At 68.4% G+C, this 16,254-nt stretch carries 12 protein-coding genes and 2 pseudogenes; 10 read left to right on the top strand and 4 right to left on the bottom strand.

Translation table 11 applies throughout. The features are described 5' to 3' along the window. The first annotated feature begins 414 nt into the window (after nucleotides 1-414). The 6 genes from OG698_RS47730 to OG698_RS47705 all read left to right on the top strand — a co-directional run bounded on the left by OG698_RS47730 (nucleotide 415) and on the right by OG698_RS47705 (nucleotide 10,452). Entirely contained in the window at nucleotides 415-2,961 is a 2,547-nt protein-coding gene (locus OG698_RS47730; RefSeq protein ID WP_406110730.1) for a Helicase associated domain protein, read from the top strand. A 230-nt stretch (nucleotides 2,962-3,191) separates the two neighbouring features. Further along, nucleotides 3,192-4,409 carry a DNA-binding protein gene (locus OG698_RS47725; RefSeq protein WP_406111719.1) on the top strand — a complete coding sequence of 406 codons (1,218 nt, stop codon included), beginning with the start codon at nucleotides 3,192-3,194 and terminating at the stop codon, nucleotides 4,407-4,409. Between the two features lie 214 nt (nucleotides 4,410-4,623). Further along, nucleotides 4,624-5,307: a TnsA-like heteromeric transposase endonuclease subunit gene (locus OG698_RS47720; protein WP_406110728.1), complete on the top strand. Its 684-nt coding sequence runs from the start codon at nucleotides 4,624-4,626 to the stop codon at nucleotides 5,305-5,307. Next, complete coding sequence (locus OG698_RS47715) at nucleotides 5,304-7,583, top strand: transposase (RefSeq protein ID WP_406110726.1); 2,280 nt, start codon at nucleotides 5,304-5,306, stop codon at nucleotides 7,581-7,583. Before OG698_RS47720 ends, OG698_RS47715 begins: the two co-directional genes overlap by 4 nt. After that, complete coding sequence (locus tag OG698_RS47710) at nucleotides 7,577-8,623, top strand: TniB family NTP-binding protein (RefSeq protein WP_406110724.1); 1,047 nt, start codon at nucleotides 7,577-7,579, stop codon at nucleotides 8,621-8,623. Before OG698_RS47715 ends, OG698_RS47710 begins: the two co-directional genes overlap by 7 nt. A gap of 662 nt (nucleotides 8,624-9,285) precedes the next feature. Further along, complete coding sequence (locus OG698_RS47705; protein ID WP_406110722.1) at nucleotides 9,286-10,452, top strand: serine hydrolase domain-containing protein; 1,167 nt, start codon at nucleotides 9,286-9,288, stop codon at nucleotides 10,450-10,452. 86 nt (nucleotides 10,453-10,538) lie between these two features. On the opposite strand, the gene OG698_RS47700 is transcribed toward OG698_RS47705, so the two are convergent. Together OG698_RS47700 and OG698_RS47695 are read right to left on the bottom strand one after the other, a co-directional pair. Further along, complete coding sequence (locus OG698_RS47700) at nucleotides 10,539-11,063, bottom strand: hypothetical protein (protein ID WP_406110720.1); 525 nt, start codon at nucleotides 11,061-11,063, stop codon at nucleotides 10,539-10,541. Between the two features lie 617 nt (nucleotides 11,064-11,680). Next, nucleotides 11,681-12,118 (bottom strand): SSI family serine proteinase inhibitor, encoded by a 438-nt coding sequence (locus OG698_RS47695; RefSeq protein ID WP_329580877.1) that lies wholly within the window; start codon nucleotides 12,116-12,118, stop codon nucleotides 11,681-11,683. Nucleotides 12,119-12,467: 349 nt separating this feature from the next. On the opposite strand from OG698_RS47695, the pseudogene OG698_RS47690 reads away from it, so the two are divergent. The 4 genes and pseudogenes from OG698_RS47690 to OG698_RS47675 form a co-directional block, all read left to right on the top strand. Continuing rightward, nucleotides 12,468-12,675 (top strand): annotated as a pseudogene (locus OG698_RS47690) (glycosyltransferase family 2 protein); the annotation flags it as partial. Between the two features lie 720 nt (nucleotides 12,676-13,395). Further along, a complete protein-coding gene (locus tag OG698_RS47685) occupies nucleotides 13,396-13,992 on the top strand; it encodes a helicase associated domain-containing protein (RefSeq protein ID WP_406110718.1) in 597 nt (198 codons plus the stop codon). An 84-nt stretch (nucleotides 13,993-14,076) separates the two neighbouring features. Then, nucleotides 14,077-14,796, top strand: coding sequence for a hypothetical protein (locus tag OG698_RS47680; protein ID WP_406110716.1), 720 nt, complete (start codon nucleotides 14,077-14,079; stop codon nucleotides 14,794-14,796). A gap of 173 nt (nucleotides 14,797-14,969) precedes the next feature. Beyond that, nucleotides 14,970-15,458 carry a hypothetical protein gene (locus OG698_RS47675; RefSeq protein WP_406110714.1) on the top strand — a complete coding sequence of 163 codons (489 nt, stop codon included), beginning with the start codon at nucleotides 14,970-14,972 and terminating at the stop codon, nucleotides 15,456-15,458. A gap of 106 nt (nucleotides 15,459-15,564) precedes the next feature. On the opposite strand, the pseudogene OG698_RS47670 reads toward OG698_RS47675, so the two are convergent. Continuing rightward, nucleotides 15,565-15,827 (bottom strand): annotated as a pseudogene (locus tag OG698_RS47670) (transcriptional regulator); the annotation flags it as partial. A 9-nt stretch (nucleotides 15,828-15,836) separates the two neighbouring features. Further along, a complete protein-coding gene (locus tag OG698_RS47665; RefSeq protein ID WP_406110712.1) occupies nucleotides 15,837-16,208 on the bottom strand; it encodes a hypothetical protein in 372 nt (123 codons plus the stop codon). Between the last annotated feature and the right edge of the window lie 46 nt (nucleotides 16,209-16,254).

Below are 16,254 nucleotides of genomic sequence, written 5' to 3'. Positions count from 1 at the left end.
CGCGCGGAAGAACTCCCCGACTTCGTCGGGGAGTTGGCGTCACTCCGTGACGCCATGTCAGCACCGCTTCGCGCTGCTGACGGCTCCGGATCGCTCCGCGATCCTGCCTGGCAGGCCCACGCTCCGCGCGGTCCCACCAAAAGCAGCTGGCTACGCGGGCGGATCGGTGGGTGTGACGGCGTCTGGTGGTGGTGCAGGCTCTTGACAATCCGTCATGCTTCTGGTCGGAATCGGACAGGGGGAATCTCCCAAGTCGCGTGTGTGTCATCATGGAGAGTGGGCTAAATTATGGCCTGGATGCTTACCACCGACTGCCCCTGCTGGCCCTGATATACGTCGCTAATTCTTCACTCATCGGCGACACCATTTCAGTGGCCTTGACCCCTACCGAACATATCTATCACGGAGCCCGTAATGGCGGCAATGAAACTGCTTCCGCATCAGGTTGAAGCTGTCGATGGGATTCTGAGGACCCTTCAGACCCCGGCCGATGGCTGTATGCCTGCGCACGGACTGCGGGCACAGGTCGTCTCTGCGACCGGGTCGGGCAAGACATTGATGGCGGTGGAGGCAGCTCGCCGTCTGAAGGCGCGGCGGGTGTTGGTGTTGGTGCCGACGTTGGATCTGCTGATGCAGACGGCGGCCGCGTGGCGGGCCGGCGGCCGTGGTGGGGCCATGGTGGGGGTGTGCTCGCTCAGTGCCGCGGACAGTCAGGGCGTGCCGTGCACGACCAGTCCGGATGAGCTGCGGTTGTGGCTGCGGGGCCTGGAGCAGGTCACCGTGTTCGCTACCTACGCCTCGCTGGGGCTGCGGACGCTGCAGCGGGCCCATGGAGCCGGAGTTGGGGTCTGGGACCTGGTCGTGGTCGACGAGGCGCACCGGACGTCCGGGGACGCGGGCAAGGCATGGGCGGCGGTGCATGACCAGCAACAGATTCCGGCTCTTCGGCGGTTGTATATGACGGCGACGCCGCGGGTGTGGGAGGCCGGTGGTGAGATGCCGCGCATGGTTGCTTCGATGGACCGGGACAGCGAGATCTTCGGCCCTGTCGCGTTCGAGTTGAAGCTGTCGGAGGCGATCCGGCGGGGCATCGTGGCCCCCTACCAGGTCGTATGCCTTGATATCCGTGATGAGGACGTCTACCGGGCGCTGCAGGATGCGCCGTTGGGTGCTGACCACGTACGGGGAGCGCGCCTGGCGGCGTTGCAGACCGGGCTGTTGACGGCGGCCGCTGAGGAGAAGCTGCGCAGGATCTTGACCTTTCACAGTCGAGTTGCGGAGGCGGAGGCGATGGCGGTGGGGTTGCCGGCCGTTGCAGAGGAGTTGCACGCCGATGACCCTGAGCGGTTCCCGACGGCGGGGCGGGTGTGGGCGCGGTGGCTGTATGGCGAGCATCCTCCTTCCCACCGGCAGGCCGTGCTGGGGGAGTTCGCGTCCGACTTCTTCTCGGGCGAGGACGGGCGGGGGGTGAAGGCGGCCGTGCAGGTTCTGGCGTCTGTGAAGGTGCTCGGGGAGGGTGTGGATACGGCCCGGTGTGATGCTGTGGCGTTTTGTGATGCGCGGGGTTCGATGGTGGAAATCGTGCAAATGGTCGGCCGGGCTTTGCGGATCAAGCCGGGTGGGGGAAAGCTCGCCACATTGGTGGTTCCGGTATTCCTCGGAGCTGGTGAAGAGAGCAGCGAAATACTGGTCTCGAATTCCTACGACACTCTCAGCAAGGTCCTCGGGGCCCTGCGGGCACACGACACGGAGACTATCGAAGCCCTCGCCGATCCCCGTGTACGCAGCGGGAGTTGGGAGCCCGATGACGCACCGGAGATGGTGGCCGACGCTGACATCGATGACGCACACGACGAGGTGGACTCGGAGAGCGCTGATGAGCGGGTGGTGAGTGCGCCGGCCGCGGAGCTCCTGCGGTTCAGCACACCACGCGATCCCGCGCTCATCGCACAGTTCATCCGCCTGCGGATCATCGATCCGGAGAACGCGTACTGGCGGCGCGGTATCCAGGCTGCGATCCAGTTCCTCAAGGAGACCGGCGCGCAGGCCCTGCAGGCGCCGCAGCGGTACGTGACGCCGGATGACTGGTCGCCTGCGCGGTTTCCGCTGGGGGTGTGGCTGGCGGACCAGCGCAAGTACTACAACGCGGAGCTGCTCGAGGGCGAGCGGGTGCGGCAGTTGGACAAGCTGGGCATGGTGTGGAGCGCGCACGACAATGCCTTCGATGAAGGCCTCGCCGTCGCCCGCGCGTGGGCGGAAGAACACGGGCACCTGCTGGCGCCGGTCAGTGCCGTCAGTGAGGGCGGGTTCCCGGTCGGAGTGTGGCTGAAGAACCAGCGAGCAGCCGCCCGGCAGGCCGTGGAGGCCGCTCTCGCGCACGAACAGGGTTTGCCGGTCCCACCGGGAGGGTGGGGGCTCTCCGAGAGCCGCCAGGACGCGTTGGACGCTATCGACCCGGGCTGGTGCCCGGCCTGGGATACGTCGTGGCAGCGCTGCTATCGCCTCGCCAAGAACCATCTCGACGCCGCCGGTACGCTCCCCCGTGAGGCGGGTGTCCTGGTCGTGCAGGGCGAAGACCTCGGCGCGTGGGTGCAGGCGCAGCGGTTGGGGTGGGTCAGGCTCGGGGCGGCTCAGCAGTGGCTGCTGGAGAGCGTGCTGGGCGTGGAAGAGGCGGCGGAGGCGGAGCGGGTGGTACGCCGGACACAGGACGATAAATGGATGCTCAACCTGGCGGCTGCCCGCCGTTTCCATGCCCGGGAGGGGCATCTGAACGTACCCCGCAAACACACCGAGTTGGTGCCGGTGGACGAGGCCGGACGCGGCGCGATCGGTTCAGTGTCCGACGGCGCGGGCGGGGCGCTGGTGCAGCTGGGGATGTTCCTCGCCAACACACGCCGACGCGCCGGCAAACTCACCGGCCAACGCTGGGCCGACCTCGACCAACTCGGCATGCGCTGGTGAACGGCCAGGAAGCGACGAGCGCGGAGAACAGGCTCCGGGGCGAGTACGGGGACGGCCCAGGACGGGGAGTCTTCCGTGTGGCGCCGCTACGTGGTGAGACTACGTTCTCCTTGATCTGTCGCCTCGCAGGCCGGTACGGGATGCCGGAGACAGCACTGCGCCCGGAGTGGCAGTGGCACGGCTCGCGCCCTGGGCACCCGGGGGGAAGCGCGAGGGCGGATGCCGAGGTGATGCTGAATGCGGCGGGACGGCAGGTACTGGCGGGCTTGTGCGGTGTTGACGGCACAGTGATGGCGCGGGCGTTGCCTTCCTGGGCACATGCGGATGCTGCGTTCGAGACCAAGAGCGCTGCGGAGCCGGTGGCTGTGTGGCGTGTGGGTGGCGCGGTGGTAGGGCCGGTGGCCTTTGGCTGCCGCTTGTGCGCTGCACGGCGGTCAGGTGTGCCGGTGGGGTGGGTGCGGTATGCGCAGCGGTGGGAGCGGGTGTGTGTGCGTCACGGGCGGTGGCTGCTGGACGCGGACGCCGAACAGGAGCTGGAGTACCTGGATCTGCGGAGCCTGCCCGAAGTGGCCTTGGCGCAGCGACGGTGGGCGGGAGTGGCGCGGCGGGCGGTGCGGGGCGGGGTGGAGCCGGAGCGGGTGTTCGCGCTGGCGTATGCGGTGGTGGCCCGGTGGTGGGAGCAGGCGTTGTACTGGGAGGAGGAGAGGGTGTGGCCGGGGCGGCTGCACCAGGTCGCCGGCGGGGATGCGGGTGGGGAGCTGGAGCGGTGGCGGATCGTGGGGCGCGATGCGGTGATCTTCCCGGAGGTGGTGGCCGTCGCGGATGCGTTGCTGGATCCGGTCATGGCGCAGCGGGTGTGGGTCGACAGCGGGGCGGGGCGGTCGCGGCCCCTGCCCGCTGACGGGGCGTTTTGCCGGGCTCTGGGTGAGAGAGTGGGCCGGCCGTGGCTGGGCCCGGTGGTGGCGACCGACTACGGCGGACCTTTGATCGTCTGGATGGGAGCCGTGGTTCGTATGCGCCGTGGCCAGAACAGGCCTGATCCGTATGCGAAGGATTCGTGGTGGGTGCGTCAGGAGCTTCAACCCGCCTCCATGGCCGCGCAGTTGCGGGTGCGGGCCAAGGAAGAGAAGGCGCCCGGTTCGGGCACGACCTGGCGCGCTGCGGTGTCTGCCGAGCAGCGCTTCCTGATCACCAATCTCCTCGGTGAAGCCGAGGAGCAGGTGCTGCTTCTGCGCGGTGCGCAGGTCGGTTCCACAGCCGATGCTGCCCGGTATCTGCTGGAGACCCTGAGCTGTGGCACCGAGCTCCTCGACCGGGCGCTGGTGCAGATCATGGTCGCCGCTGTGAACGCCGGGGTGGGGTTGGAGGAGGTGGCCGGCTGGGCCCGGCTGTCGTCGGATGAGGCGGTGGAGATTCTTGGGGCGTACCGAGGTGCGGACGGCCAGTAGGCCGGAGTGCTGCTGGGGCGGGGTCAGGGTCGGTGGGTGATTGCGGGTCTCGGCTTCTGGTTGATCGGTAGGGCGCGTTCGCTCGTTGGGGTGAGGCGCTCGGAATCTAGTTCCGTCGTCGCGAGGGCTGTTCTTGGCTGCTGATGTGGGGCTACACGGCGATGCGAGGCGCGTGCAAGCGGTGTTCGTTGATGGAGCGGGGGATCTGAGGCAGATGCCCTGGATCACGGCCGCGACCGAGGTGCGTTTTGAGCATGCTCCGCCGGTGTCCGCGTTCCCGGTCGTGCCCGGTAGGCGGTGGGGTCCGGGCTGGTGGTGGTCGTCCACGATGGGCCGGCATGTGGCGCACGGGTCGGCGGCTATGCGGGCGCAGTTGATGCTGTTGGACCGGGATCGGCAGGTCGTGGGGTTATCGGGGCGGCCGGTGCGGGTGGTGTGGCGCGATGAGCGCAGCCGGGTGCGGTCCTGGGTTCCGCAGGTGTTCGCCCGGTACGCGGACGGGAGTGGGCTGCTGGCCGACTGTCCCGGCGGCGAGGGCGTGGGTGGGGTGCGGGCGCAGCGGGCCCAGGCGGTGCTGGAGGTGGTGTGTGGGCTGGTGGGGTGGAGGTATCTGCGGCTTGCTCCGCTGGATGCGGTGATGGCGGCGAATGTGCGGTGGTTGGCGGGCTACCGGCACCCGCGCTATCGCGGCGCCGAAGACCTGGAGGAGGCCGTCTTAGATGCTTTCGCGCAGCCTCGGCCGTTGATCGAGGGCGTGGTCGCGGTCGGTGATCCGCTGCAGGTCTTGCCGGTCGTCTATCACGCGCTATGGGCGGGACGGCTGGAGGCGATGCTGGATGTGCCACTGCACGAGCGGGTGATGGTCCAGCGCGCGAGCGGTGGGAGGCGGGGGCGATGACGGGGTCATCGGGTGGCTGGGGCGTTGAGGTCGGGGCGCATGTCGAATTCGACGGCACCGTGTGGCAGATCGTCGCTCTGGTGGGGCAGAGCGTACGGCTGGTCGACGAGAAGGGGACGACGGCATCGGTGATGGCGTCGTATCTGTGTGCCGGCCCCGGCTTTCGCGTCGTTGGGGACCTCACGCACCGCGAGGCGCCGCAGTGGGGTCTGTTCGAGGGCCTGGATGTTGCCGTGCGGGAGCGTGCGTTGGCCTGGCAGCGGCACATCCGTGAGGTCGAGTACGGGCTGCCTGAAGGCCCTGGGAGCAGGGGTGTGCCGCGGCCGCAGTTCGATCCCGAGCGGTGTTCCCTGGCCGAGCGGGAGCGGGCCAAGGCGAAGGAGCTGACGGGGCTGGGCTGGGCCGGAGTGAGTGTGGCCACGGTGCGGCGGATGAGGGCCCGTTATCACGAGGGCGGGTTGTGGGGGCTGGTTGACGGGCGTAAGCGGCGGCCGACGAGTGCGACCGGGCGGGCGGATGAGCGGGTCGTGGCTGCGGTGTTGGAGGCGGTGCGGCGTCAACGGGGGCGTTCCAAGGGGACGTTGAAGGGCCTGCGGACGTTGACCGGGCAGATCCTGGACGACGCCCACGGCGCGGGACGGGTCAGGTTGCCTCCTGAGTCGACGTTCAATCGGCTGGTGAAAGCGCTGGTCGATGCGCGGGAGCTGGCCGCGCCGCCGGTGCAGGGTGCGGCGCTGCAGGTGGGGCCGCTCACGCCGACCAGGGTGCTGCGGCCGGGCGAGATGGTGCAGGTCGACACCACCCGGCTGGATGTGATGGCCATCGCCGAGGACGGGCGGCCCGCGCGGCCGGAGCTCACGATCGCGGTGGATGTGGCCACGCGGTCGATCCTGGCCGCCGTGGTGCGCTGGGAGGGGACGAAGGCGGTGGATGCGGCGCTGTTGCTTGCCGAGATGGCCGTGCCGCATCCGATGCGGCCCGGCTGGGATGCGGCGCTGCAGCTTGCCTATGCCGCGGTGCCCTACGAGCGGCTCCTGTCGCTCGATGAGCGGCTGGACGGAGCGGCGGCGCGGCCGGTCGTCGTGCCCGAGACCATCGTGGTGGACCGGGGCAAGGTGTTCGTCTCCGAAGCATTCTCGGCCGCGTGCGAAACGTTGGGGATCAGTGTGCAGCCCGCCCCGCCCCGCCAGCCGACGGCCAAAGGCTCGGTGGAGCGGACTTTCGGCGCGATCAACACGCTGTTCGCTCAGCATGTCGCCGGCTACACCGGATCGAATGTGACCCGGCGCGGGCGGCGTGTGGAGGCGGAAGCCTGCTGGACACTCGCGCAGCTGCAGGAGCTGCTGGATGAGTGGATCATCTGCGGGTGGCAGTCGAGGCCTCACGACGGGTTACGTCATCCCGTGCTGCCCCGGGCTGTGCTGTCGCCGAACGACATGTGGGCCGCGCTACTCGGGGTGTGCGGCTACGTGCCGTTGCCATTGTCCGGACGGGACTACCTTCAGCTGCTGCCGGTGCGCTGGTGCGCCATCACCGGCCGCGGCATCCGCATCGATCACCGCACCTACGACGCCACGGTGCTCAACGCGCACCGTGGCCACAAGTCGGGCATCGCGGTGCGCGGCGGGAAATGGGAAGTCCACCACAACCCCCACGATCTACGGCAGGTCTGGGTACGGCTGCCCGACGGCAGCCTGGTCGAAGTGCCGTGGATCCACCGCGACCACGTGCATGAACCCTTCGGGGAACAGGCATGGCGGCACGTGAAAACGATCGTGGAACAACGGGCCGGCCGCCAGCAGCACGAGGCCGACCTCGCCGAAGCCCTCGATCAGGTCCTGCGCCGCGCCCGCCCCGCGGCTGTACCGGCCCGCAACAACGAGAGGGTCGGTGCGCTCTCGCCGGGCGTGCCCGAGCAGCACAGAGCCCAGGACGAGAAGGAGTGGGCAGACGTCCGGGCTGCGGCATCCGACCGCGACAGGATCGACGGCACAGGGAGTGCCGACGGCGCAGGGGGTGCTGTCGGCGCAGGGGGTGCTGTCGGCGCAGGGGGTGCTGTCGGCGGTCCGTTGGGTGTCCCGGTGAGTGCGGCGCCGGGCCAGTACGACGATACCGGGGTGGACGACGTCGTCGTAGAGGACATCGAGTGGGAAGAGGCAGACAGCCTCGACGACCTGACCGCCCAAGGCGACAGCGACGGTGAGCCGCCGGGCGATAGACGGCCCGATGGTGGGTTCGCGTTGTGGGACGCGTACGAGGAGGCACGGCGATGGTGAGCGAGCAGGAAGCCGTCCCGGTTTCCGCAGAACCGGCGGCGATCACTACCTGGCAGGGATTCGAGGCGTTCGCTGCTGCTCCCCCGCCCGCGCCACCGGCGGCGGGTACGCCACGGCGCAGCGTGGACGAACGCTTGGCCTACCACTCGGCGTTCGTCACCATCCGCACTCCGGCCGTCGACGCCCTGGCCCGCAACGTGCGCACGCTGATGATCCTGGGACGCCACCAGCAGGTCACCGCGCGCCCCAGCCTGATCGTCACCGGGCCCGCCACCACCGGCAAAACCACCGCACTCCTCGAGGTCGGCCGCGTCTGCCACCTCGCCCACACCGCACGCAGCCCTCACCCCGGCATCGGCCACACCGCCGCTGTGCCGGTCGCCTACGTCCTCGTCCCTCCCGCCGCCAGCGCGAAAACCCTCGCCGCCGAGTTCGCCCGCTACCTCGGCATCCCCACCACCGCCCGCATGACCCAAGCCCAGATCACTGCGGCCGTGTGTGCCACCTACGCCCAGGCCGGCGTGCGACTCGTGCTGATCGACGAGATCCACCGGCTCAACCCCCACACCACCACCGGCGCCGAAACCGCTGACCTGCTCAAAGACCTCACCGAACGCATCGGCGCGACGTTCGTGTACGCGGGTATCGACGTGGCGCGCAGCGAACTCTTCACCGGGGTGCGGGGTGCTCAACTCGCCGGGCGGGCCAGCCTGATCGACTTCGGTGCCTTCCCCGCCCGCCTCGGACAGCAGGAACCGTTCAAAGAACTGATCACGTTGATGGAACAAGCCCTCGACCTCGACCATCACGCAGCGGGCAGTCTGCCCCGCCTCGCCCCATACCTCCACGAGCGGACCGGCGGGAAAATCGGCAGCCTGGCCCGGCTGATCCGCCAGGCGGCACTCGACGCGATCATGGACGGCAGCGAACGCATCACCAAAACATCACTCGACGCCATCCAGCTCGACCACCTCGCCGAAGAACACTACCGACCCCGCACCCGCCACTCCCCCACCCAACGCGGGCGTTCACGCCGGTGACAGCACGACCGAACCGACGCTGAGCCGGGAACACAGACCGGGCGACCCCTCAGGCACGCGCCGAAGCCCCGGCTGCCTTACGGCCCACCAGTACAACTGCACAAACAGCCGGGGCTCACCCAACCAACCTGCACAACACGCATGAAAGCCCAGGCCACCGCCACCCACACCCCTGCTGAACACGGCGACAGACAGTCCTCACAGCAGACTTGGGGGACTCACCCCGAACGGAAGATCACCCAGTCAAACCGCGAAACCCCAGCCCACGGGAACCCTCCCTACCCAGATTCACCGCCCGACGACAGAAGCTGAGGCTCTGCTGGTGAATCTGCGCGGCGGCGGTGGCGGCGTCGAAACGGACGGGTTCGGCGCTCATGAGCGTCCTCGGGGATGGAGCGGGCGCTGCGCGCCGGCGGACAGAGCGGACTCAATGATCGCGAGGTTGCGGCGTTCCTGGTGCGGGCGAGGCGTTCGTCCTTGGCCAGGATCTGCTGCCCCCGTAGGGGAACACCCTGACACCTACCCTTACCCATCGCTGAGTTGGCCTGCGTGATTGCCCGGGTGTGCACAGTCCCTTCCGACGATCCGACCGTACTGCGTGAGCGCCAGGATGGGAGCTACTCGCACACCGCGAGGTCGACTCCTATCCCTGGAGCCTCACCATGACCGTCCGTACCCGCACCGCGCTGGCCACCTCACTCGTGCTCGCCATCGCGGCCGGCCCGGTCGCCGCCTCACCGGTCTTCGCTGCTTCGCCCTCCCTCACCGCTTCGGCTCCACGCCCCGACGCCAAGGCGCTGCGGGCGGCGATCGCCGGCCTGCCGGACGCTGACGCCACCACGGCCCTCGTCCGAGTCGCCGGAACGGACGGCAGTTGGCGCGGCTCCAGTGGCGTCGCCGAGATCGGCAGCGGGCACAAGGCACTGGAACAGGGTCGCTTCCGTGCCGGTTCCACGACCAAGGTTTTCACGGCGGCTGTCGTACTCCAGCTCGCCGCCGAGCACCGGATCGACCTCGCTGCGTCCGTCCAGGACTACCTGCCGGGCCTGCTGCCCGATAGCCCTCCCATTAGCGTCCGTCAACTCCTCAACCACACCAGCGGACTTCAGGAAGCCCACGACGACAAGCCCTTCGCCGAGGCGTACGAGCACCGCTTCGGCACCGTCACCCCACGGCAGCTGGTGGCAGCCTCGGCTGCCAAGCCCCGCGAATTCGCCCCCGGCACCCAGCAGCATTACGTCGGCGTCAACTACACGCTGCTGGGTCTGCTGATCGAGACGACGACCGGTGGCTCGTACGAGCAGCAGGTCTCACAACGCATCTTGCGTCCGCTCGGCCTGCGCCACACCTCATTCCCCGGCACCGACCCGCGCATCCACGGCCCGCACAACCACGGTTACCAAGCCGTCAAGAGCTCCGACGGGACGACCGAACTGCGCGATGTCACCCAGTGGAATGTCACGGACGTCTGGGCCACGGGCAACCTCATCTCCACGACAGCAGATCTGGAACGCTTCCTGCACGCATTGTTCCGCGGCCAAGTGGTGCCTAAGGCCCAACTGAAGGAGATGTTCACGGTCCCGCAGGGCATACCCCTGTACGGCAGTGACCAGCCCGCCATGTACAGCGCCGGCCTGACGCGCTTCACCTTGCAGGACGGCACGGTGGGCTGGGGCAAGACCGGCGGCCTCTACGGATACAACACCGCCGTACTCGGGGTCCGCGACCTGAGCCGCACCCTCGTCTACTCGGTCAACTCCACGGATGCCAAGGGCAGCGAGATGAACAAGGTCGTCAGACGTATCATCTCGGCCGCGTTCACCCACTGAGCACCGTGCTCCTCCTCCACGGCCCTACGGGACCGTGGAGGAGGTTCGGGCGTCACAGGAGGGACTGTCCAATCAACGGCCCTGTCTCACTTTCGGTGGTGACGAGGGGTGATGCCGTCCTGTGCCCAGTGGGTGAGGGCGGGCAGCGCACCGGCCAGGTGCAGTCGGATCGTCGTCTGTGTGCGTGGCCGCTGCCGCGGTGTGCGGGTCGTGCCGTCGCGCATCACTGCCAGCCACACTTCCACCTGGGCCTGCATCGCCTTGGGGAGGTGGGCGATGCGTGTCTGTGCCCAGGCCGTCGTGGCGCATGCATGTTCTGTTCGGGCCAGCAGGCCGGCTTCCTCAAGGATGTCGGTGACGTGGGCGTGGGGCAGGTAGGGGATCTTCTTCAGCAGTGCGGCATCGGTGGCGCTCAGCCTCACTCCGGAAGCGTCGAGGAGACCGAGGAGGAAGTTGACGCCGATATGGGCCTGCCTGGTCAGATCCCGGCGCCATCCCAGACGGGCCGTCTGCCGGTCGGTGAACTGGGCCACCCAGGCCGCCAGATGCGGCTCCGCGCGGTCCGCCACCAGACGTTCCGCGCCTCCGCGATGGTGCAGGCTGCGGGCCATGTCGAACAGAACCAGCTGCTGGTGGGCAGGCGGCGGGATCGGGTGCGGGCGTGGCGGGAGGCGTCGGGGGGTGAAAACGGAGCTGCGGAAGAGGCCGGTGATGTAGAGCTGCTGCGCGCCCGTACGGACCTCCTCCCAGGATGCGGCCCGGTCATCGCGGTGTAGCAGGGTGGCCTGTCTGCGGCATAGCCGGCAGATCCCCTCCGCATCCAGGAATGATCTGGCCCGTAACCGCGTGAACCTGAACAAGGTGATCACGCAGTGGCCGGACATGCTGAAGGTCGCCGGTTCCCCGCGTGCGGAGCCCAGCGAGGTCTCGGTGGCCGGAGAGCTGCTGGACGAGGGACGGCACCTCGAGCTCCGCCCGAGGCAGCGCCTGCAGCCCCTCCACGGACACGATCTCGACTGTTGGGCTCAGCACCGCCTGCCGCGTCCGGTTGCCCCGTTCGACCCGTGTGTCCGGCTGTGCCGTGGATATGCCTTTGCCTGCCGCGCGGGGAACCTGGTGCGTGGCAGGCAAAGGCTACTCATCCACGGGGATCTGCGCCCACGGGGCACGTCCCGGGGGCGTCCGTCCTTGGGGGCCGTTTGCCCGGCCCCCAGGGGTGCCGCTGGGGTCAGAAGTTGAGGAGGCTGCTCTGCCCGACGGTGTTGTTCATTTCGCAGGAGTTGGCAAAGGTGTGTTTCCAGGAGGTGCGGGTGCCCTGCCAGACGCCGTCGACCGTGACGGTGATGGGGGACCACAGTCTCGTGCAGGCCTGGCCGAGCGTGGTGGACAGCAGGGAGTCAGGCCGGCCGTCGGCGGCGCGCAGGTCGGCGCAGGCCGCGGCGGGGTTGGGATGGGTGCCGCTCGCGCCGGGCATGCAGCTCAGTGTGACGGCACGAGCTGCGGTGTCGGTCGATCCGCCGGGCTGGGAGACGGTCAGGACCAGTGCCGAGGGTGCGTACAGACTGGCGGGCGCCGCGGTGGCGGTGACCGAGGTCGCGATGAGTGCTCCGCCGATCAGGGCGGTGGCGGTGGCTGCGGTGGCGGCGAAGCGCATGTTCGTGCGCATGAGGGCTCCTTCAGGAGGGTCGGGGGCCTTGTGGGCCGGGAGCAGCTTCGCCTAAGCAACGGGGCAAGGCCACTTGACTGACCGTGTTTGAGACGTGCCCGACCTGTGTGCATGGAGTGAATGCTATGTGTGCAGGTCATGGGGGCTGTGGCGCCTCGTGAAGATTTCCAATCAGTTCGAATAGGTGTGAATCCGACTAGTCTCGAGGAGGTGAAAGGCCAGGTCGCCATGGTCGTCGCACCGCACAGAATGGCCGGAAGCCAGGGCCTTTCTCGCTGGGGCGGCGGTTCGGTTTGGCTGGAGTACGCTCGCCGTTCACCTGATCGCCGGCCGTGAGGATGTGGTGGTCGTGACCCGGCCCCGTGTGGGTGTCGCCGTGCTGACCATGGGCGACCGGATGCCTGAGCTGCTGGCCCTGTTGGGGTCGGTTGGCCAAGCAGGACGAACCGGCCGCCCGCATCGTCGTCGTGGGCAACGGCACGGCCCTGCAGGGCCTGCCGGACGGTGGGACCGGGGTGGAGCTGGAAGAGAACCTGGGGGTGTCCGGTGGCAGGAACGGGCCAGTGACTCCAGCAGCGCCTGCATGGAGTCAGCAGCGGGCAGCAGCCGGGAGAAGTCGGTGAGCTCTCCGACACGGGCGCGGGCGCCCTCGAGGGACTCCTTGGTGAAGTCGATGCGTGCGGAGGCGATTTGATGCAGCAACATCGCGTGTCCTTTCGGTGGCCCCCGACCGGGCTCTGAACAACGCGGTGCTGTTGATTCGAGATCGAATAAGAAAAGAGAGTCGTCGCGAAGAAGGTTCCCCGGCAACGTCCGCAGGTCGGATAAGACGCCCGGAACTGGCCCCTCGCTCGGGCCAGGCTGAAAGCGACGATAACGTCCCCTGCCAGCCAGCTGCTCCCCCACGCCTGCGCACCACCCTCCCGGGTGAAGAACGCACGCAAAGCGTCATGCATCCGCTGCACGTCGAGGAGACCAGCCCTCCAGCCTGCAGGGGACCACTGCGAACTGCGTGAGCGTCACACGGTCATCCGCTACCGACCGGTCCGTGAACCCCGCTCCCATCCCCGCCAACGCGAACCGGTCCACCAACTCCCTCTCCAAAGCCCCAGATGCCCCGTAGCCCGGTCGGCATCCGGGTCGGACAAGGAACGCACCACCCGCAACGCCACACCCACCACCCCTCCCCCAGCCCCGTTTGGCTCTCTCCTTCTCTTCCTGGATACCGCTCCACCCTCAGGAATCCTGAAGCATCCCGAGACAGGTCAACCGACCGAGTGAACCCCAACACCCCAGGCCAGACGATAGATCGACGTCTGCTACGCCCCCGCGAACCCAAGCCCTTTCCTACAGCTAAAAGCCATATCGATGCCGGCGGCACGCTCCCCCGCGAGGCGGGTGTTCTGGTCGTGCAGGGCGAAGACCTCGGCGCGTGGCTCAAGGCGCAGCGGCTGGGGTGGGACAAGCTCGGGGCGGCGCAGCAGTGGCTGCTGGAGAGCGTCCTGGGCGTGGAAGAGGCTGGCGAGGACGCGCGGCCGGTACGCCGCACGCGGGATGACAAGTGGATGCTCAATCTGGCGGCCGCACGCCGCTTCCATGCCCGTGAAGGACACCTGAACGTACCCAGGAAACACACCGAGCTGGTGTCGGTGGACGAGGCCGGACGCGGCGCGGCGGGCGTCGAGGCCAGCTCCGGGGCCGGCCTCCAGGGCGTGCCCGTCGCACTCGGCATGTGGCTCGCCAACACCCGCCGCCGCGCCAACAAACTCACCGGTGCACGACGGGCCGACCTTGATGCGTTGGGTATGCGCTGGTATGCGACAGCAGCGCCCGTGCCGTCCTCGTGCACGCCGAAGGCCTCGCAGGCCGGGTGATGCGTGGCCCGCCACTGACCCATCCTGCCGAATCGCCGGCTCCTCTCCCGGACCGACGAACGGAATGCATGGTAGGAAACCAACGTGAATCATCTGCTCACCAAGGCCATCGAGGCCCATGGCGGGATCGAACGCTGGCAGGAACTGACCCAGGCGCAAGCCACCATTACCAGTGGTGGCGACCTGTTCGCCATCAAGGGCCTGCCGCAGGATGCCACGCCACGCATGATGACCGTCAGGCTGCACGAGGAACACGCCTCGGTACAGCCCTTCGGCGCTCGCGACCAGAAGACCGACTTCACGCCCGAACGAGTGAGCATCGAAAAACTCAACGGGCACGTGGTGGCCGAACGCAAGGACCCTCGGACATCATTCTCCGGACACACACTCGAGACACCCTGGGACCCGCTGGACCGCGCCTACTTCAACGGCTATGCGTTGTGGACCTACCTCACCACGCCCTTCCTGCTTGCCATGCCCGGCTTCACGGTCACCGACATCGAGCCGTGGCGGGAAAGAGATGAGGTCTGGCCAGGGCTGCGCGCCGCCTTCCCGCCTCAGATCGCAAGCCACAGCGCCCGCCAGGACTTCTATTTCGGTCCCGACCGGCTCCTGCGACGCCACGACTACCACGTCGACGTGGCTGGCGGATTCGCCGCCGCACAGTACGTCTACGACTACGCAGAAACGGACGGCATCGTGCTGCCCACCAAACGCCGGGCTTACCGCCGCGACACCGACGGTCGTCCGCTCCTGGAGCAAGTCATGGTTTCCATCGACCTCAGCAACGTTCGCTTCAGCTGACAAGCCTTCTGTCGATGCCCCCTCTGTGCCTGTGTGTGCGGCGCGCACCGCCCTGAGCCCCGCCTGCGGGTCTGATGTGAGCTATCGGACGCGCGTCGGTCACCACGGCGGCTCTGTTCACGAGAATGGGTTCGGGCGCCTCAGTTCTCCGAGGCGATCGCGCGGCAAACTCGGTGCGCGGGCGCAACGCCGCCGCCTACCGCGACGACCTGCGCAAGGAGTTCGCCCACGGCAAACCGGTAGCCATCATGGAGGTCGGCTGCTGCACCTTCCGAGGGGCGGGCGATTACGGCGGCTCGGGGTGGTACGTGGCCATGGAGCCGGACGGTGTCACCCCCAAGCCTGACCTGCTGCGCGACGAGAGCGAGCAGGTCCGCTATCTCGATGACCTCATGCCCGTCTTCGAGGAGGAAGGCGTCGACTCCGCCTTCTGGTTCAGTTTCGCCGGCTACAACACCCCCCACCGTCTGTCCGGACCGGACCCCGACCTCGCCTCCTACGGCATCGTCAAGATCCTCGACGAGCACAGCGACTACCCCGCGGACGCGCGTACCTACCCGGACATGCCCTGGGAACCCAAAGAGGCATTCCACGCCCTCGCCAACCGCTACCAGGTGCTTCGCCAGCAAGGAACCTCCGACCAGCACCCCAGTGACCGATAGCGCCCGCGGGTGTCCTGCGGCTCACCGCCAGCTGCCGCCGTTGGGCGTCTGTCCGGTCACCTTGTCGGGAGGCTGCCGGCGGTCCCACTGGGTGAGCCCGCAGCCCTCAGGCGGCGAAGCCGATGTTCATGACGTACTCGTAGGCGCCGTAGTCGGAGCCGAGGTCGACGGTGATGCCGTCGAACCACGCCTCGTCCATGGCCTCGCCGTCATCGGCCGCCCGCGCCTGCACCATCCGGTCCCAGTTTCCCAGTGCTGCACGTTGAGGGTGCGGAAGGAAACGTCACGCTGGAGCGGTCGGGAGACCTGGGCTTGGTTGAGGGGATGGAACTCAACGCGGGTGCCCCGGCCCTGCCGGTTGAGGCGGCTCGGGCCGCGTCAGCTGTGGTTCAGGGACCACACGACCTGGTCCTCGTACCAGCGGGCAGCACTGACACCGCGCCACGAGGCCGCCGCGTCGACCTGGTCCTCGTACCAACGGGCAGCACTGACACCGCGCCACGAGGCCGCTTCGCCCTCGTGGTCCGCAGCCCGTACGTAGCCCACAGCGTCCTGCCCACGGTGGTCGTCATCCGTGTGGCGGCCGGCTTGCTCGCTGTCGGTCGCAGAGGTGGCGGACACGTCCTGCGTCAGCTGCACGGGCACCGAAGTCGTGGCTGCCGACGCCGAGCCGCCGGCGCCGAGAAGGACTCCCCCGGCCAGTGCCGTGGAGGCGAGTGCGATCGAGACGCGCTTGGTCATGCTGTTCATGGTCATTTCCCTTGCGAGACTGCCGCGGTTTCGCCGAACTGGCTGC

The sequence above is a fragment of the Streptomyces sp. NBC_01003 genome (genome assembly GCF_045162695.1).
Taxonomy (GTDB): Bacteria; Actinomycetota; Actinomycetes; order Streptomycetales; family Streptomycetaceae; genus Streptomyces.
This window is presented reverse-complemented; position numbering and strand designations above follow the sequence as displayed.